Genomic DNA, 17,271 nt, shown 5'->3' with positions numbered 1-17,271 from the left:
AAACATGACACTGAACAGACGAATTTTTATGGGAACGGGTGCTGCCGCAATGGCGTCGCTAAGTGCGCCTTCGGTTCTTGCGGACGGTCACGGCAGGCCGCGCGTGGTGCTGATCGGTGGCGGGGCAGGTGGTGCAACCGCTGCGCGCTACCTCGCAAAAGATAGCAAGGGTGAGCTGGATGTGACGCTGGTGGAGCCGTCGCGCACATACTTTACCTGCTTCTTCTCGAACCTGTATTTGGGCGGCTTCCGCGACATCGACGACCTTGGTCATAACTACGGCACGCTTGCTGCCAAGTACGGCATCAATGTCGTGCATGACTGGGCCGTGGGCGTTGATCGTGACAGCAAGATGGTTACGCTCGCTGGTGGCTCAAAACTGCCATATGACAAACTGATCCTCAGCCCCGGCATTGATTTTGTTGACGGCGCTGTGGAAGGTTGGAGTGTCTCTTCCCAAAACGCCATGCCACACGCCTACAAGGGCGGCTCGCAAACCGAGCTTCTAAAAGCGCAAGTTATGGCGATGCCCGAAGGTGGAACGTTCGCCATGGTTGCCCCGCCGAATCCTTTCCGCTGCCCTCCAGGGCCGTATGAGCGGGTTTCGATGGTTGCTCACGCACTAAAGTCCAGCAACCCGACCGCGAAAATCATCGTAGCCGACCCGAAAGAGAAGTTCTCCAAGATGAGCCTGTTCCAGGAAGGCTGGGCGAACCATTACGCGGGGATGGTCGATTGGATCGGCTCCGATTTTGGCGGTGGCAACGTCTCGGTGGACCCGAACGCAATGACGGTGACCATTGATGGAGAAGAGACCAAAGTCGACGTTTGCAACGTGATTCCCGCTATGAAGGCGGGTCGCATTGCGGAACTTGCTGGTGTGACTGAAGGCAACTGGGCACCTGTGAATGCCGCTGACATGAGCACCAAAGCGGACGCAGACGTCTACGTTTTGGGTGATGCAAGCCAGCAGGGTGATATGCCGAAATCCGGCTTCTCGGCCAACTCGCAGGCGAAAGTATGTGCCAACGCCGTGCGCGGTGCGCTGACAGGATCCAAAGTGTTCCCTGCCAAGTTCTCGAACACATGCTGGTCCCTGATTGGCACCGATGATGGCGTGAAGGTCGGCGCAACTTACGAGGCAACCGCCGAGAAGATATCAAAGGTTGATGGGTTCATCTCTTCTACTGGTGAAGATAGCGCAACTCGCAAGGCAACCTTTGAGGAATCCGAAGGTTGGTACGCTGGCATTACGGCTGATATGTTTGGATAAGCGACCTGCGCGGGCATGATCTATATCAAGGCCCGCGCTTCCAGGCTGTGGTTCGATAAATTAAGCGACAGGAGGGACTCTCATGAAGAGATTAGTGATGGCAGGGGCTTTAACCCTATTTTCGACGTCAGCTTTTGCTGAAAACCACGCCATAACCTATCCGTTCGAAGGTGACTTCGGGGATGCCACCTTTGCCGTTGAAAGCGCAATTGTTGGGCGTGGATTGGTTGTTGATTGGGTGAGCCACACAGGTGACATGCTCAACCGTACTGCTGACGCTGTTGGCAGTGATGTGAAGCTCTTTGACGGAGCGGATATTTTCCAGTTCTGCTCTGCGCAACTCTCGCGAAAGGTCATGGAGGCTGATCCTATGAACATCGCGTTTTGTCCTTACGGAATCTTTGTCGTAGATCAACAAGGTGAAGTCATCATCGGCTACAAGACCTTTCCAGAGGGGCCAATGCAAGAAGTGCAAGCGCTGCTGGACGACATCGTAAAAGAGGCTCTGCAGTAACCATGAACTATCAGAATTTTTTTGCCGCCAGCCTTGATCAGTTGCGCGATGACGGAAACTATCGCGTCTTTGCCGAGTTGGAGCGCCAATGCGGCGACTTCCCCCATGCTAAGTCGCATGAGAGTGGCGGTACTGCGCCGGTCACCATCTGGTGTTCGAATGACTATCTAGGCATGGGGCAACATCCATCGGTCCTCGAGGCCATGCATGAGGCACTGGACCGCTGCGGCGCTGGCGCTGGTGGAACGCGCAATATCTCCGGCACGACCCACGACCATGTTCAACTGGAAGCTGAGTTAGCTGATCTGCATGGCAAGGAGGATGCTTTGCTGTTCACCTCCGGCTACGTTTCCAACTGGGCTGCGCTTGGTACGTTGGCGGGCAAAATTCCTGGTTGCGTTGTACTGTCTGACGCTTTGAACCACGCGTCGATGATTGAAGGCATTCGGCACTCACAAGCTGATCGGATGATCTGGAAGCACAATGACCTTGTGGACCTGGAAGCCAAACTGGCGTCACTTCCATTGAACCAGCCGAAGCTAATTGCCTTCGAGAGCGTTTATTCGATGGATGGTGACATCGCGCCGATCAAGGAAATCTGCGACCTCGCCGACAAATACAATGCCATGACCTATCTAGATGAAGTCCATGCTGTAGGTCTCTACGGTTCACGTGGTGGTGGCATTGCAGAACGCGAAGGCCTTATGGGTCGGATTACCGTGATTGAAGGTACGCTCGGCAAGGCATTTGGCGTTGTCGGCGGTTACATCGCGGCGTCTGTTGATTTGTGTGATTTTGTGCGTAGCTTTGCCAGCGGATTTATCTTCACAACAGCACTTCCTCCTGCTGTTGCGGCTGGCGCGGCTGCGTCGGTTAGGCATCTAAAAACCTCCTCGGCCGAGCGTGAAGCGCATCAAGTCCGTGTCGCGGAAGTGCGCGCACGTCTAGACGAGCTTGGCATTCCTCATACCGAGAACCCAAGCCATATTATTCCGGTGATGGTCGGTGATCCAGTTAAGTGCAAGTACATCTCGGATTTGCTGCTGAAGGACCACGGTATCTACATCCAACCTATCAACTACCCAACGGTTCCAAAGGGAACAGAACGCCTGCGGATCACGCCATCACCGGTCCACAGCCAAGACGACGTAGATCGCTTGGTCAATGCTTTAGGCGCGTTGTGGTCACAGTGCGAATTGGCGCGTATGCCGATGGCCGCACAATAGCGGTTACCATGCGCTCGGTCTTTCTTGCCTGAGAGCGGAAAGGTAAACGAATGCTTGAGACTCTGATCGACCGGTTTGGCGACGAGGGCGTGTTGATGCTGGCGGGTGCACTGGTCGGTGTGATCTTCGGGGCGTCCGCGCAGCATTCCCGTTTTTGCCTTAGGGCGGCGAGTGTAGAGCTGACCGAAGGTGGCTTCGGCCCCCGTATCTCAATCTGGTTCATTGCCTTTAGCGCGGGTGTTTTGCTTGTGCAGGTGAGCATTTCTCTAGGCATTCTCGACGTGTCCGAGTCGCGGCAACTTGCAGCGACGGGCAGTATGTCTGGTGCAATCATCGGCGGTTTGATGTTTGGGTGTGGCATGATCCTTGCGCGTGGATGTGCGAGCAGATTGCTGGTGCTGTCTGCGACGGGAAATCTTCGCGCAATTGTCACCGGGCTTGTACTCACGCTCGTGGCACAAGCGTCCTTAAGGGGGGCGCTGGCCCCCGTGCGGGAGGCGCTGGCTGGGCTTTGGCTTGTTCCGGGTGGTCAAGCACGAAGCCTGCTAAGCCAGCTTGATATGTCATCCCCTGTTGCGGCTACCGGCGCGGCGTTAGCTCTAGCGTCCGGGTTCTGGCTAGCCCACCGCTCTGAAGTGCGTGTAAGTCACGCTGTCGCTGCCGCGATTGTTGGAGGTGCCGTGGGACTAGGTTGGTTGTTGACATACGCGATCGCCCAAAGCTCCTTCGAAGTGATTGCTATTTCATCAGTCACGTTCACAGGGCCGTCCACTGATACGCTCATGGGACTGGTCAACAGCACGAAGTTACCCCTTGGCTTCGGAGTAGGTTTGGTACCTGGCGTTTTCGTTGGCGCGATGTCCATGGCCATCCTGACTCGTGAAGCGCATATTGAACGCTTCGGGCCAGACACTCCAATGGAGCGTTACTTGATAGGGGCGGCTCTGATGGGGTTTGGTAGCATGCTTGCCGGTGGCTGCGCAGTTGGTGCGGGCATGTCTGGAGGCGCGATTTTTGCAATAACCGCATGGGTTGCGGTGTTCTTTATGTGGGTCGGAGCGATGGCGACCCACCTTGTGATGGGTCGCATCTCACGCCGTGATGCAGTCGCAGTTTAGGAAAATCTATTCGAATTCCATTTGCTCGAAAACGCGGCCAGCGTTTTTTGTCGCAAGCTCTTCGAACGTGTCCAATTTTTTGTAGGGTGATTGATCCACATAATAGGCTTCTGCGAGGCCGCCGCCTTCTTCAATCAACTCTCCGACTTTGCCCCGAAGGTAAACCAGATAGTCTTTCGTGTATCGGCGCACCTGATCCATATTGGTGGGATGGCCGTGGCCCGGTATAACGTAGGTCGCTCCGAGAGCCTCGAATTCGGTGTCCCAAGTATCCAGCCAGTCGGCGGTATAAGTATGCTCGAAGATGGGTAGCATGCGTTCATGGAATGCCATATCGCCGGAGATGACCAGACTTTGTTCAGGCAGCCAGATCACGATGTCGCCGGGGCTGTGGGCGGGGCCAAGATAGCGTGCTTCGATATGGAAATCGCCCATATCGACGATGTACTCATCTTCAAATGTGACAGTTGGACCTTGGATCTTGGTGCCTTGGGCTTTGTCGCGATTGTACCGTTTCATCCCCTCGAGGATGGAACCGCCATACTCCTCGACCTCGTCAGCGGCTTCTTGATGGGCGACCACGGGGATGCCCTGCTCGGTCCAATAGTTGTTGCCCAATACTGCGTGGCCTTGGCCGTTCTCGTTGAATACCAATTTAACCGGCTGGTCCGTCAACGCGCGGATTTCGTCATGTAGCGCTTTGGCTAATGAATAGGCTGCGCCACCATTCACAACGATAACGCCGTCGCCGGTGATGATAAAACTCAGGTTGTTGTTGTGACCGGAGTTTTCATAAGTCGGCGGGGCGGTTGCCCCAATGGCGGAGAACACGCCGGGGATCACCTCGAAAGGCTTATCGTACAAAAGCGAGTTTGGGTATTTGTCCGCGATTTCCTCGCTTGCATGTGCGGTGCTTGACAGGGCAAGGGCGGCGAGCAGAAAACTCTTCTTCATTACATGTTCTCCGATACGAAACGATATCCGCTATCTTTGCGCTCGACCCGCCCGACGCCTCCGTCAGGTAGATGGAAGCCGAGCAAGGTGATCTTTTCCTGAGACAGCTTGTCGAGCAGGCGCGCGCGGGTGACAGCGCCCAGATCGGGGTCTTGATCTGCCCCGCTTGCCCAGTCCGGTCGGGCAAAAGCGATGTGGTGATTGCCAATAGCGTCCCCGCCTACGAGCAGTGCATCAGTTCCTGAGCGCACTTCAAACGACGTGTGGCCCGGGGTATGGCCGAAAGTTGCATGGGCCATAATGCCCGGAAGTACTTCGTCGCCATCGCTAAAGAACGACATGCGATCTTCAACGGCCTCGAGCCTGCGTGCAGCACCAACAGCGAAGGACGCGCGGACATCGCCAATGGTGTTGACCGTGTTCGGGTTGGTCCAATAGTCCCACTCGGTCTGCCCCATCATGTGTTCGGCGTTGGTGAATACTGGGTCATCGAAATCGTCGAGTACCCCCCAAAGATGATCGGGGTGACCGTGGGTGAACACGAGATGGGTGATGTCATCCGGAGCCACGCCGACGGCGTCGAGGCTATCGATCAACGCACCTGCGGATGGCATGAAGCCGTCACCGGAGCCAGCGTCGAACAAAACAACACGATCTTCGTGCCTTAGTAGCGTGACGTTACAAGGTGGCTCTACTTGGGCCCGTGAGATGTTGAGCGGAGTAAGTATGCTATCGAGCTCATCTTGGGGAAGCCCGTCAAAGAACATCGCGCCCGGTAGAACCAAATTACCGTCACTGACGCTGATAACTTCCATAGTGCCAACTTTGGCTGACGTCGCGGCCAGTGAAACACGAGGAAGCCCAGATAAAGCTACGCCCCCAAACCCAGCTAGAAGAAGTCTGCGGTCAATATTCATAGGATCCTCCACATCCATTCGATTTAGTGAATATGAATGTTTGAAGGGGGGCTTTGCAAGTGCTAACCGGATTTGATCTTCTGGCAGCGTTCCAATGCGACATGCGCCGCTTCATACTGGGTCAGGAATACCTGACCGGTCAGGTCGTCAAGAAAGTGTGACGTTTCCAGCCTATCCATGACGGGGCCTTTGACCTCGGACAGGTGTAGCTTCACGCCCATCTCGTCTAGACGCTTGTTGATCGCCTCAAGGGATTCCAGCGCACTCAGGTCAATCTCATTTATTGCGGTGCATTGCAGAATTACGTGCTGAACATCTGGGGCTGCCGCCACGCGGTCCTGAATACTGTCCTCCAAGAATCGTGCGTTGGCGAAATACAAGCTTTCGTCCACGCGCAGGGTAACGACTTTGGGATCAGTTTTGACCTTGTGCCTAAGCACATTGCGGAAATGCTCGGTCCCGTGGACCAGGCCCACTTCAGCAATGTGGGGGCGTGATGATTTATAAAGGTGGAGCAGGATAGATAAGCCCACGCCCGCTGAAACCCCAGCTTCGACACCAACAGACAAAGTCAAAAGTATTGTGGCAAGCACCGCGGCAAAATCGGCCTTTGAATATGTCCAGCTGCGCTTGAGGATGCTGAAATCGACTAAGCTTAACACGGCTACAATGATGGTTGCAGCCAAGGTTGCTTTGGGAAGAAAGAAGATAAGGGGAGTTAATGCAACTGCCGCAATTGCAAGGCCGATAGCAGTGAAGGCACCAGCGGCGGGGGTCTCAGCGCCTGCGTCAAAGTTCACGACTGAACGTGAGAAGCCCCCGGTTACTGGAAATCCACCTGTCAGCGAGGCTGCAACATTGGCTGCGCCTAGCCCGATCAATTCTTGATCGGGATCAATACGTTGGCGCTTTTTGGCGGCAAGGGTTTGTGCAACGGAAATCGATTCCACGAAGCCGATGATCGAGATTAAGAATGCAGGCAGCAACAATTTCCCAACGAGATCGGGCGAGAAAATTGGCAGAGTAAGCGGAGGGAGGCTTTGCGGGACTTCTCCCACGATTTTCACACCGTATTCTGTAAGCCCAAGTATCCAAACAGCAAAAGTTGAAAGAACCACGACTGCAACCGGACCGGCCTTAGTTGTGACATCCGCAACCCTCATGCCCACGCCTGCACGCTTCAAGGTTGGCTTGAGACCTTTGCGGACCCAGAACAAAAAACCTGCGGCTGAGACGCCTATGACTGCGGTGATCCAATTGGTTTCGGGCAAGTGCTTAATCAGAGAGATAAGCAAGTCCAGCAGGTTATGCCCCTCGGCGTTAATGCCAAGAATGTGTTTCAACTGGCTTGCAGCGATGATCATTCCGGACGCGGTGATAAAGCCCGCAATGACGGGGTGGGACAGGAAATTTGCGACGAACCCGAGGCGAAACAGCCCCATGCCGAGAAGGATGGCCCCCGACAAACCAGCGAGGACCAAAGCGGCTGCGGCGTAGCCCATCGTCCCTTGTTCGGCGATAGTGCCAAGTGCTGCAGCGGTCATCAGTGATACCACCGCGACAGGACCCACGGCCAACGCGCGGCTGGTACCAAATATGGCGTATAGAATGATTGGTGCGATGGAAGCGTAAAGCCCCGCTTCTGGCGGTAAACCTGCCAAAAGAGCATAGGCCAGGGATTGGGGAATTAGCATGATCGTGACGATCACCGCAGCCAATAAATCGCTCGATAACGTCGTGCGATTATAGTCCCGACCCCAAGTCAGGATGGGCAAATACCGAGTGAGTTGAATTGGCATCAGGGGCTCGTCTGTGTTAAGAGCCTCCCCCAGGGATTAGGCGGAGGCGGAATAATCAACTGGTGGCGATTTTTTCAGGTTTTGCCATCCACTCACGGCCGCGCAGCATGGCTTTCCAATATATCGGTGGAAGCATCTTTTCTTTCAGGAACCATGCGGCGCGCGAAGGTTTGGTCCCGTCGATCAGAAATCTTGGAAAGCTCGGCAGCATGGTGCCGCCATAGCCGAACTCTGCAAGCACGATCTTGCCACGTTCCACTGTCAACGGGCAGGAGCCGTAGCCATTGTACTGTGCGACGGGGGCTCGCCCTTCGATGTCCGCAATCAAGTTTTCGGCTACGATGGGAGCTTGAATTCGCGCGGCGGCGGCAGTTTTCGCATTCGGTGCGTTCATGACGTCGCCTAGTGACCAGACGTTGTCATATGTCTTGTGCCGTAAGGTTGCTTGATCCACGTCGACCCAACCCGCCGCATCTGCCAGTGGCGAGACGCGAATAAAGTCAGGTGCAGCTTGGGGTGGGCAGACATGCATCATGTCGAATTCCATTTCCACACGCTCGACTGGCGTGTCGGGCTTGGAAACATCAAACCAAGCTTTCTTCGCGGCACCATCAACGGCTACAAGGTTGTGAAAGAAATTCAGTGAGGCATCATATTTCTCGACATATTTCTCCAGCGCAGGGACGTAGTCTTTTACTCCGAACAGCACCCCACCTGCGTTATTGAACTGAATATCGATGTCTTTTAGCACATTGCGACGGGACCACGCATCGCCGGATAGGTACATAGCTTTTTGTGGAGCGCCCGCGCATTTGATTGGCATCGGCGGCTGCGTGAAAATTGCGCGGCCCTCGTTCATGCTTTTTACCAATTCCCACGTGTAGGGCGCCAGATCATAGCGATAGTTGGAGGTTACGCCATTCTTGCCCAACGTTTCCACTAGGCCTTCAACGCGATGCCAATCAAGCTTGAGACCCGGACACACTATCAGGCGGGCGTATCTCACTACGCGGCATCCATCTAGGACAACTGCGTTGTCGTGAGGCTCGAACGCAGCGACAGCGGCTTTGATCCAGTGAACGCCGCGCGGGATAAGCGATCCCATTGTTTTTGCTGTGTCCGGCGCATCGAAGATACCGCCGCCAACCATTGTCCAGCCGGGTTGATAATAGTGGATGTCTGCGGGGTCGATGATTGCGATTTCCAGACCTGACTTGCGGGACTGTAGGCTGGAAGCGGCAGCGATCCCGGCAGCGCCGGCACCCACGATCACCACATCATATGTTGCATCTGCGCGGTTGGTGGGGGTCTTGCCACCATTGACGATCCGGCGAACAACACCACCCATGTCGTAGCCAGCAGACTTGGTCGCGGCTAAGATATCGGCGACACCCATAACTTCTGCTTTTGCCAGCGACCATAGTGTCGCTGACCGCGTACCTGAGCGGCAGTAGGCCAGTGTTGGTCCCGGCAGTTCGTTTAAGGCGTTATCAAAAATCTCTGCGTCTTCGTCCGCGACTTTGCCACCTACGATGGGAATGTAGCGTGTTTCCAGCTCGAGCTTTTTGGCCGCTGCTGCGATCTCGTCAAACGAGGGTTGATCCACGCCTTCGCCGTCCGGTCGATTGCAGATGATAGAGCGAAAGCCCTTATCTTTGATTGACTGGACGTCTTCAGGAGAAATTTGAGGGCTAACCGATAAGCTAGCCGTGAGTGTTTTGATATCCATTGCGAAACTCTCTCCATTAAGGGCTTGTCACGTTACCCTGGCAACCGAATTGCGCCCGTCCTCCGAGGCGCGGATCACTGCATCAGCTAGTCGTTTTGTGAAAAGTGGCTTAGAGGCTATTCACAGGAACTTTGAGCATCGGATTGCCGTCCTTATCTGTTGGCACTTCCCCGGCGCGCATGTTCACTTGTAGGGACGGGATGATTAGCTTTGGCATGTCAAGCTGAGCATCGCGTTCGGTGCGGAACTTTATGAACTCTTCTCGGGTTTTGCCGCCCCCAACATGGATGTTGTTGGCCTTTTGCTCGGCGACAGTAGTTTCCCACTCAATCGCGCGGCCATTGGGGCCATAGTCATGACACATGAACAGACGCGTTTCGTCAGGCAAGGATAGAACTTTCTGAATGCTGTCATACAATTCACCAGCGTCTCCGCCGGGGAAGTCAGCGCGGGCCGAGCCGCCGTCGGGCATGAACAGCGTGTCGCCCGCGAAAGCGGCGTCACCCATTACGTGCACCATGCATGCAGGTGTGTGACCGGGTGTAAACATCGCGAAACCCTGCATGTTGCCAACCATGTAGGTGTCACCGTCTTTGAAGAGCGCGTCGAACTGGGAGCCATCGCGCTGGAATTCAGTGCCCTCATTGAAGACCTTGCCGAAGGTTTCCTGCACGACCATGATTTTTTCGCCAACGCCGATTTTTCCACCGAGCTTGTCTTGGATATAAGGCGCGGCGCTCAGGTGGTCGGCGTGAACGTGGGTCTCGATGATCCAGTCCAATGTCAGGCCTTGGCTCTTGATCTCTTCGATCAATTTATCGGCGTGATCATATGTGATCCGGCCCGCGGCGTAGTCGATGTCCATCACGCTATCGATGATCGCGCAATGGGTGCTGGACGGATCGCGAACGATGTAGCTGATCGTGTTGGTAGCCTCATCGAAATGAGCCGACACTATGGGTTTGACGTCCATATTCACGGGGTAGGTCATGGGAGTCCTCTCTATTAAACGGATGCTGCCTTTGTCGCGCTCAATCGTTGCAAGCCCTTTGCTGCGAAAATACCAGAAACCAGCGCGATGGTGAAAATGATAACTTCTGAACGGCCCGTCCCAAGCGCAGGCAATGCTCCACCTGGACAAAACCCAGCGATACCCCAGCCGATCCCGAAGACCGCTGAACCGCCGATCAATGGAAGATCAAGCTCGTTGCTTGCGGGAAGCTTGAAGGTTTCTTCAAACGTTGGTGCTGGCCGGTGCAGTACGAAACGGTAACCGACAAAGGTCACCATTAGGGCACCCCCCATAACGAAGATCAGGCTGGGGTCCCAAGTGCCCGCGACGTCAAAGAAGTTCAGCACCTTGGCTGGGTTTGCCATGCCGGAGATTGAGATGCCGATCCCAAAGATCAGACCGCTAATATAACTTACGATAAGGCGCATGGATCAGCCTCCCAACACATGGCGAACGACGTAGACTGTGATGCCGGTGGTCAACATAAAAGTGATGGTTGCCGCGAAGGAGCGCGCCGACAATCGGGCCATTCCGCAGACACCGTGTCCTGACGTGCAACCGGATCCAAACGTTACCCCGATGCCCACAAGGAAGCCACCGACAGCCAACATTGTCGTTGGAGTGGGCACTTGTATTACAGGCATTTGCCCAGTGACCACCATCACGGCGACAGGTCCAGAAACCATACCAAGAAGCACCGCAGCCCTCCAACCAAAGTCACTCGTGCTGGATGGTGATAACAGGCCAGAAAGTATGCCGGTGGCACCCATGATACGGCCCAATGTGGCCATCAACAGTATAGAGGCCACGCCAATCAAAACGCCGCCACTTAACGACTGCCACGGTGTAAAAACGGTCTCCACGATCAAGCCTTGCAGGTCTTGATGCCGAAGATCGAATAAAGAGGGCAAGAGCGGGTAAGAGAGGTAACCAGCATCACAATACCCGCAATCACCGAGATTGCCGTGACGATGGTCGAATTGAATAGTGCCATTTCGCTGATAAACGGCGCGAGCAAAAGAACGACACCCAGTAGCAGTCGAAACGCGCGGTCAATTGTGCCAACATTCATAGTCATAGATTGGACTCCTTCATAATCTTAGGAATCACTATACTCATTTCGAAATTCTATCAGTGACAAAGTCACATAAGCGTTCTGGTGCGAAACTAGTCCCTATCCGCAAGGCTTTCGAGTTTTGTGCGATCCAGTATTTTCACAGTGCCACGAGACTGCGCAACCCAACCCCGGCGCTGAAATTCCTGAAGCTGCCGCGAAATGACTTCGCGCGCTGTCCCAAGCTCCACTGACAGTTTTTGATGAGTGGTTGAAATCTGATGGTTTCCCTTGGACAGTTCGATCAACTTGTGGGCGAGGCGCACATCCATGCGTTGGAACGCGACTTCGTCAATCACCAGAAAAAGGTCCGTGATGCGCTTTGAAAAAGCGGCGAAGACGAAGTTGCGAAAGGACGGTGACTGAGCAACCAGATCGTCAAAAACTTGGCGTGGGACTGCTGCTGCCTGCACTTCGGATTCCGCAATACCTTCTGCGGAGTAGTCATCATATGCCAACAAACAAGCCGTCGTCAGGACGCAACTTTCACCTGCGTTGATGCGGTATAGGACGATTTCGTGACCAGTTTCGGAAACTTGCTGCACCCGCACCGTCCCGCTCAGCAAGAACAACATGTTTTCTGGCGACTTTCCCGGGCCGAAAATAACGGTCTTTTCAGGCATGATGACGACCGTACTGCGTTGAACCAGCAGCGTTTTGGTCTTGGGTTCCAGCCGCGATAAGCCAGGAAAGCGTTCAACCCATTCGGTATCCAAAGACTCCGGGTTCATTCTTGTTCCTCAATCAACCTCAAGGTGCATCCGTCAGCCTTTCGCACCCTGGCCGCGGGCATAGATGTCTTCGTAACGAATGATGTCATCTTCACCTAGATAGCTGCCTGTTTGAACCTCGATCAAGACCATTGGAATATCCTTAGGATTTTCCATTCGGTGAACCGCACCTAGCGGAATGTAGACGGACTGGTTCTCTTCAACGAGCTTCACTTCGTCATCAATTGTGACTTTCGCGGTGCCTTCGACCACGATCCAATGCTCCGCTCGATGTTTGTGGCTTTGCAATGATAGGGCGGCGCCGGGGTTTACAACAATACGCTTCACCTGAAAGCGTGTTCCTGTACCGAGACTCTCGAACCACCCCCAAGGGCGATAATCACGCGGCAGGGTTTCGGCCTGCGGAGCCTCCTGCTCTTTCAGCGCGGCTACGGCTTTCTTAACGTCCTGCGCGCGGTCTTTATGGGCCACCAAGACAGCGTCGGGCATGGCGATAGCAATGATATCTTCTAGCCCGATGCCAACCAATACCTGTTTGCCGTCCTCCGCGCGCAACAGTGTATTTTGACAGTCGAGTGCAGTGGAGGGACCATTGGTTACGACGCCGTGTGCGTCGGGACCGGTTTCGCGCCAAACGGCGTCCCAGCCCCCGAGATCAGACCAAGCGCCGCCGTATGGCATTACACTTAAATTTTTGGCTTTTTCCATCACGGCGTAGTCAATAGAGTCGCTTCCCAACTTTTCCCACGGATCTTCGGCCAGTCGTGTGAAACCGATGTCACTTTGCGCATCGGCCACTGCGGCTCTGACGCCTGCCAGCATGTTTGGTGCATAAGTTTCGAATGCAGCGATTATCGCACTGGTCGAAAAAAGGAAAATACCCGCATTCCAAAGATGCGTTTTACCATCCAACATCGCCTGTGCGGTATCTGAGTCCGGCTTTTCAACGAAGGCTTTGAGTGGCTGTGCGACGGGATCAAAATCGAGTGACGGGGCTGTCGTCACCTCGAGCCAACCATATCCCGTTTCTGCGCGATCCGGCCGTATACCAAATGTCACCAATTGGCCGTCGATTGCCGCGGGAATGGCGGCTTGAACCACGGCGCGAAAGCGCTCTTGGTCCGGGATAACGTGATCGGACGGGGCAACCAGCATCAACGCATCTGGGTTTTCCGCCTCGAGCACCAATGCGCCAGCGAGGATCGCAGGGGCCGTGTTGCGGCCCATGGGTTCAATGATGATCGCGTCGGGGGACATTCCTACGTCGACAAGCTGTTCCTTGACGGTGAAGCGAAAATCAGAACCGGTGACGATCATGGGGGCAGCAAACCCGTCTCCGGCCAAGCGTCTTGCGGATGCTTGAAACAGGCTTTCTTCGCCGGTCAGCTGAGCAAATTGCTTAGGGTAGCTTTTGCGAGACAATGGCCAAAGTCTGGTCCCAGATCCCCCACATAACAGGAGCGGATGAATAACGTCACTCATTAGATTGTCACCTCTGCAAGAACATCAAAAGCGTCTAGGATGGGATAGTGATGGTTCCCAATAAACAATCCGTTTTGATCAATGTAATCGGCGTTTTTAAGCTCGCCGTGCACTTCGTAGTCAAAGTACTTCAGAACATCATTCTTGGCAAAATTGCCCGTCACAATTGGTCGACACTCGAAGCCTGCATCCGTGAGAGCCGCGATTGCTTGTTTGCGCGAAATATTCGCACTTTCCCTCACCACCAAGCTAAAGCCAAACCAGCTGCTGTGTCCCGTTTCCTTTTGGATGGAGAAGATCGGGTGATCGCGCATTTTTTCCTGAAAGCGGGCAGCGTTATCACGGCGACCATTGATCAACTTGGGCAATTTGCGCAATTGCGCCTGTCCCAAAGCGCCCGACATCTCCAGCGGGCGTAGGTTGTAGCCTGGGAGAACGAACTTGAACGACTCCTCGAACGGATCATCGCTTTTTGTGCCCGTCAGTGTGTTTTCTTTAGGAAGGTTACGAGTCCAGCCGTGCGCGCGTAGGGACAGCATGATGTGATATAGTTCCTCGTCGTCAGTGACGACTAAACCGCCTTCCATGGTTGAGATGTGGTGCGAGAAGAAGGACGAGTAGCTACCCATCACGCCAAAGGTACCGGCCTGCTTGCCGCCGAAACTCGCGCCCATAGACTCACAATTATCCTCAATCATCACGATCTCACGACCGGATACGATCTTGTTGAGGTGGTCGAAGTCGTTCGGGTTGCCCAGCAGGTTTACAACCATAAGGGCACGGGTTTTGTCGCTGACCGCATCTGCCAGGGCATCAAGGTCGTAGTTCAGTGTTTCGGCGTCTATATCGACGAACTTCAGTTTTAGCCCGTACTGCTGAAGCGGGAAATACGTGGTGCTCCATGACACTGCCGGCACGATGACTTCGTCGCCGGCTTTAAGGTTCAAATCAGAGTTCTGAGAGTAGAAAAGCGCGGCAACCATAAGCAGGTTTGCGGATGAGCCCGAGTTGACCATCACGGAGTATTTCGACCCGAAATGGGCAGCGAACTGTTTTTCGAAGATGGCAACTTCTTCGCCCATCGAAAAGCGGTCGGATGCAATCACCCGCTGCAAAGCGTCCTGCTCGTCTTGATCCCACGATGAAGTGGCCAAAGGGTATTTGAAGCTCATGAGACGTGGTTCTCCAGAAAAAAGGCGTAAGTCTTAGCAATGCCGTCCGTAAGCGAGGTGGAGGCGCGCCAACCCCAAGCATCTGCACGTTCAGTTGAGCAAAGTTTTTGTTTCATTCCAACAGGTTTGGATAGATCATGGGTGAAAGTACCATCCCATTCCAGGACATCTGCCACCGCTTGGTAATAGTCGTTGATTGAGTGGTCATGCCCTAGCCCGGTGTTCATCAGGTCAGGAACAGTTTCTATACGGTCGGCGGCCTCCAGAATGACCTTTGCGAGGTCCCCGGCATACATGAATTCCCGACGTGCAGTTCCGTCTCCCCAAATCTCCACCTCGCCCTCACCGCTTAACTTAGCATCGTGAACCTTGCGGATAATCGCGGGCAGCAAGTGGGATTTCTCGGGGTGAAAGTTGTCGTGCGGACCATACAGGTTGCACGGGATCAAGGTCTTGTATTGTAAATCTGACCGTTGCCTGCGGATGTATTCACACAGACGTAGCGCTGCGATTTTGGCGATGGCGTAGCCCTCGTTGGTCGGTTCCAATTCGCCGGTCAGCACCATTTCCTCGCGCAGCGGGTTTTGTGCGTTACGCGGATAGATGCAGGTCGAGGCGAGGTTTAGAAATTCTGGAACCCTCGCCTCGTAGGCACCCATAATCAGATTGCGCCCGATCGCAAGGTTTTTGTCCAGAAACCCAACGGGGTCCGCCATGTTGGCTTGAATGCCGCCGACCTTACCGGCAGCGTGGATGACCAGGTCAGGTTTAGTGTCCTGCAGGTAGGACTGCACATCACCAGTGTTGGTCAGATCCAATTGGCTGCTTGTCGGGTGATCAACTCGCAAATTTTTGGCGGCTTGCAACAGATTTTGGCCGACCATACCGCCACCACCTGTCAGTAGAATGCGCTTCTCGCTGAGCGGTGCCATCAGGCTTTCCGCTCGGCCTCATGGGCCTTCATGACAACGGCGCGCCGCGCTTCTTTGAGGTCTTCTTCCACCATCTCGGCACACATTTCTTGCGTCGAGATTTCGGGGGTCCAACCAAGCTCACGCTTCGCCTTGGCTGGATCACCAAGAAGTGTTTCGACTTCCGCTGGGCGAAAATAACGCGGATCAATTCGAAGTATCACGTCGCCTACTTTCAAGCCGGGTGCCTTGTCGCCCTCAATGGCGGCAACCGTTGCGGTTTCACCAATGCCCTCTCCCTCAAAACGAAGCGTTAGGCCAAGGTGTTCAGCCGACCATGTAATAAACTGACGAACGGAGTATTGTTTGCCAGTTGCGATCACGAAATCGTCCGGTTTGTCCTGCTGCAACATCATCCACTGCATACGGACATAGTCTTTGGCGTGGCCCCAATCTCGCAACGCATCAATGTTGCCCATGTACAGGCAGTCTTCCAGCCCTTGGGAAATATTAGCCAAACCACGGGTGATCTTGCGGGTCACAAAGGTCTCGCCGCGCCGCGGGCTTTCGTGGTTAAACAAAATTCCGTTGCAGGCGTACATTCCGTAAGCCTCGCGATAGTTCACCGTGATCCAATAAGCGTACATTTTGGCGACGGCATAGGGGCTGCGCGGGTGGAATGGTGTGGTTTCAGTTTGGGGGGTCTCTTGTACCAAACCGTATAGTTCCGAAGTGGAAGCCTGATAGAAACGGGTTTTCTTTTCCAGACCAAGAAAGCGGATCGCCTCCAAAAGACGCAGGGTGCCCATGGCGTCCACATCCGCAGTGTATTCGGGCGCTTCAAAACTGACGGCCACATGCGACTGCGCGCCGAGGTTATATACTTCGTCGGGTTTAACCTCTGAGATGATACGTGTCAGGTTTGAGCTGTCGGTCAGGTCGCCGTAGTGCAGCATGAACTGCGCATTGTCGATATGCGGGTCTTGGTAGATATGATCCACGCGTTGTGTATTGAACGACGACGCGCGGCGCTTGATGCCGTGAACCTCGTAGCCTTTCTCGAGCAATAACTCCGCCAGATAAGAGCCGTCCTGTCCGGTTACGCCGGTGATAAGGGCCTTTTTCACAATGGTATTCCTGCTGCCTGTTCTGACTTTAGGTCTTGCCATACGGGCGCGGTGAAATCCAGCAATGTCCGCGCATTTGCTTCGTTGGCACAAGTAAATGGCGTTTGATGCAAACTGTGAAGGCGGCGACCCTCTTCCGTCGATCTTGAAATTATTGCCAGACTGCGGGGCCAAGTGCTACCGTTTGGCCAC

General features: G+C 54.4%; 17 protein-coding genes. 4 read left to right on the top strand and 13 right to left on the bottom strand.

Features of this window, described 5'->3' with window-relative positions; translation table 11 throughout:
* Positions 1-4: 4 nt before the first annotated feature.
* The 4 genes from BCF46_RS17065 to BCF46_RS17050 all read left to right on the top strand — a co-directional run bounded on the left by BCF46_RS17065 (position 5) and on the right by BCF46_RS17050 (position 4,131).
* Positions 5-1,273, top strand: a complete 1,269-nt coding sequence (locus BCF46_RS17065; protein ID WP_121027216.1) for an NAD(P)/FAD-dependent oxidoreductase — start codon at positions 5-7, stop codon at positions 1,271-1,273.
* A gap of 82 nt (positions 1,274-1,355) precedes the next feature.
* Complete coding sequence (locus BCF46_RS17060; protein ID WP_121027213.1) at positions 1,356-1,787, top strand: DUF302 domain-containing protein; 432 nt, start codon at positions 1,356-1,358, stop codon at positions 1,785-1,787.
* A gap of 2 nt (positions 1,788-1,789) precedes the next feature.
* Entirely contained in the window at positions 1,790-3,013 is a 1,224-nt protein-coding gene (hemA, locus tag BCF46_RS17055) for a 5-aminolevulinate synthase (protein ID WP_121027210.1), read from the top strand.
* 50 nt (positions 3,014-3,063) lie between these two features.
* The gene (locus tag BCF46_RS17050) at positions 3,064-4,131 is read left to right on the top strand and encodes a YeeE/YedE family protein (RefSeq protein ID WP_121027207.1); all 1,068 of its coding nucleotides are present in this window, start codon (positions 3,064-3,066) and stop codon (positions 4,129-4,131) included.
* Positions 4,132-4,137: 6 nt separating this feature from the next.
* Here BCF46_RS17050 and BCF46_RS17045 read toward each other — a convergent pair whose 3' ends face one another.
* From BCF46_RS17045 to gmd, 13 genes are all read right to left on the bottom strand, one after another.
* Complete coding sequence (locus BCF46_RS17045) at positions 4,138-5,085, bottom strand: MBL fold metallo-hydrolase (RefSeq protein WP_121027204.1); 948 nt, start codon at positions 5,083-5,085, stop codon at positions 4,138-4,140.
* Positions 5,085-5,900, bottom strand: a complete 816-nt coding sequence (locus tag BCF46_RS17040; protein ID WP_342768444.1) for an MBL fold metallo-hydrolase — start codon at positions 5,898-5,900, stop codon at positions 5,085-5,087. The genes BCF46_RS17045 and BCF46_RS17040 overlap by 1 nt, the downstream gene beginning before the upstream one ends.
* Before the next feature lie 164 nt (positions 5,901-6,064).
* Positions 6,065-7,801, bottom strand: a complete 1,737-nt coding sequence (locus BCF46_RS17035) for a SulP family inorganic anion transporter (RefSeq protein WP_121027198.1) — start codon at positions 7,799-7,801, stop codon at positions 6,065-6,067.
* Positions 7,802-7,856: 55 nt separating this feature from the next.
* Complete coding sequence (locus BCF46_RS17030) at positions 7,857-9,530, bottom strand: bifunctional protein tyrosine phosphatase family protein/NAD(P)/FAD-dependent oxidoreductase (protein ID WP_121027195.1); 1,674 nt, start codon at positions 9,528-9,530, stop codon at positions 7,857-7,859.
* 109 nt (positions 9,531-9,639) lie between these two features.
* Positions 9,640-10,521, bottom strand: a complete 882-nt coding sequence (locus BCF46_RS17025) for an MBL fold metallo-hydrolase (RefSeq protein ID WP_121027191.1) — start codon at positions 10,519-10,521, stop codon at positions 9,640-9,642.
* A gap of 14 nt (positions 10,522-10,535) precedes the next feature.
* Positions 10,536-10,970 (bottom strand): DUF6691 family protein, encoded by a 435-nt coding sequence (locus BCF46_RS17020; protein ID WP_121027188.1) that lies wholly within the window; start codon positions 10,968-10,970, stop codon positions 10,536-10,538.
* A 3-nt stretch (positions 10,971-10,973) separates the two neighbouring features.
* Positions 10,974-11,405, bottom strand: coding sequence for a YeeE/YedE family protein (locus BCF46_RS17015; protein WP_121027649.1), 432 nt, complete (start codon positions 11,403-11,405; stop codon positions 10,974-10,976).
* Positions 11,406-11,407: 2 nt separating this feature from the next.
* Positions 11,408-11,620, bottom strand: coding sequence for a YgaP family membrane protein (locus BCF46_RS17010; RefSeq protein WP_121027185.1), 213 nt, complete (start codon positions 11,618-11,620; stop codon positions 11,408-11,410).
* A gap of 89 nt (positions 11,621-11,709) precedes the next feature.
* On the bottom strand, positions 11,710-12,387 hold the full coding sequence (locus BCF46_RS17005) for a Crp/Fnr family transcriptional regulator (protein WP_121027182.1): 678 nt from the start codon (positions 12,385-12,387) through the stop codon (positions 11,710-11,712).
* 33 nt (positions 12,388-12,420) lie between these two features.
* Positions 12,421-13,869 carry a mannose-1-phosphate guanylyltransferase/mannose-6-phosphate isomerase gene (locus BCF46_RS17000; protein ID WP_121027179.1) on the bottom strand — a complete coding sequence of 483 codons (1,449 nt, stop codon included), beginning with the start codon at positions 13,867-13,869 and terminating at the stop codon, positions 12,421-12,423.
* Complete coding sequence (locus tag BCF46_RS16995; protein WP_121027176.1) at positions 13,869-15,041, bottom strand: DegT/DnrJ/EryC1/StrS family aminotransferase; 1,173 nt, start codon at positions 15,039-15,041, stop codon at positions 13,869-13,871. Before BCF46_RS16995 ends, BCF46_RS17000 begins: the two co-directional genes overlap by 1 nt.
* A complete protein-coding gene (locus tag BCF46_RS16990) occupies positions 15,038-15,973 on the bottom strand; it encodes a GDP-L-fucose synthase family protein (protein ID WP_121027173.1) in 936 nt (311 codons plus the stop codon). Before BCF46_RS16990 ends, BCF46_RS16995 begins: the two co-directional genes overlap by 4 nt.
* Positions 15,973-17,079, bottom strand: coding sequence for a GDP-mannose 4,6-dehydratase (gmd, locus tag BCF46_RS16985; protein ID WP_121027170.1), 1,107 nt, complete (start codon positions 17,077-17,079; stop codon positions 15,973-15,975). Before gmd ends, BCF46_RS16990 begins: the two co-directional genes overlap by 1 nt.
* Positions 17,080-17,271 lie beyond the last annotated feature (192 nt).

Source organism: Litoreibacter meonggei (assembly GCF_003663885.1).
Lineage (GTDB): Bacteria > Pseudomonadota > Alphaproteobacteria > Rhodobacterales > Rhodobacteraceae > Litoreibacter > Litoreibacter meonggei.
The sequence above is the reverse complement of the archived record's forward strand: the minus strand, read 5'-3'. Positions and strand labels throughout refer to the sequence as shown.

Bases quoted from the DNA above. Each gene is read 5' to 3' on its own strand.
- hemA (WP_121027210.1), top strand. From the start codon at position 1,790: ATGAACTATCAGAATTTTTTTGCCGCCAGCCTTGATCAGTTGCGCGAT.
- BCF46_RS17010 (WP_121027185.1), bottom strand. From the start codon at position 11,620: ATGACTATGAATGTTGGCACAATTGACCGCGCGTTTCGACTGCTACTG.
- BCF46_RS17060 (WP_121027213.1), top strand. From the start codon at position 1,356: ATGAAGAGATTAGTGATGGCAGGGGCTTTAACCCTATTTTCGACGTCA.
- BCF46_RS16990 (WP_121027173.1), bottom strand. From the start codon at position 15,973: ATGGCACCGCTCAGCGAGAAGCGCATTCTACTGACAGGTGGTGGCGGT.
- BCF46_RS17065 (WP_121027216.1), top strand. From the start codon at position 5: ATGACACTGAACAGACGAATTTTTATGGGAACGGGTGCTGCCGCAATG.
- BCF46_RS17000 (WP_121027179.1), bottom strand. From the start codon at position 13,869: ATGAGTGACGTTATTCATCCGCTCCTGTTATGTGGGGGATCTGGGACC.
- BCF46_RS17045 (WP_121027204.1), bottom strand. From the start codon at position 5,085: ATGAAGAAGAGTTTTCTGCTCGCCGCCCTTGCCCTGTCAAGCACCGCA.
- BCF46_RS17020 (WP_121027188.1), bottom strand. From the start codon at position 10,970: ATGCGCCTTATCGTAAGTTATATTAGCGGTCTGATCTTTGGGATCGGC.
- BCF46_RS16995 (WP_121027176.1), bottom strand. From the start codon at position 15,041: ATGAGCTTCAAATACCCTTTGGCCACTTCATCGTGGGATCAAGACGAG.
- BCF46_RS17030 (WP_121027195.1), bottom strand. From the start codon at position 9,530: ATGGATATCAAAACACTCACGGCTAGCTTATCGGTTAGCCCTCAAATT.
- BCF46_RS17050 (WP_121027207.1), top strand. From the start codon at position 3,064: ATGCTTGAGACTCTGATCGACCGGTTTGGCGACGAGGGCGTGTTGATG.
- BCF46_RS17040 (WP_342768444.1), bottom strand. From the start codon at position 5,900: ATGGAAGTTATCAGCGTCAGTGACGGTAATTTGGTTCTACCGGGCGCG.
- BCF46_RS17025 (WP_121027191.1), bottom strand. From the start codon at position 10,521: ATGACCTACCCCGTGAATATGGACGTCAAACCCATAGTGTCGGCTCAT.
- BCF46_RS17035 (WP_121027198.1), bottom strand. From the start codon at position 7,801: ATGCCAATTCAACTCACTCGGTATTTGCCCATCCTGACTTGGGGTCGG.
- BCF46_RS17005 (WP_121027182.1), bottom strand. From the start codon at position 12,387: ATGAACCCGGAGTCTTTGGATACCGAATGGGTTGAACGCTTTCCTGGC.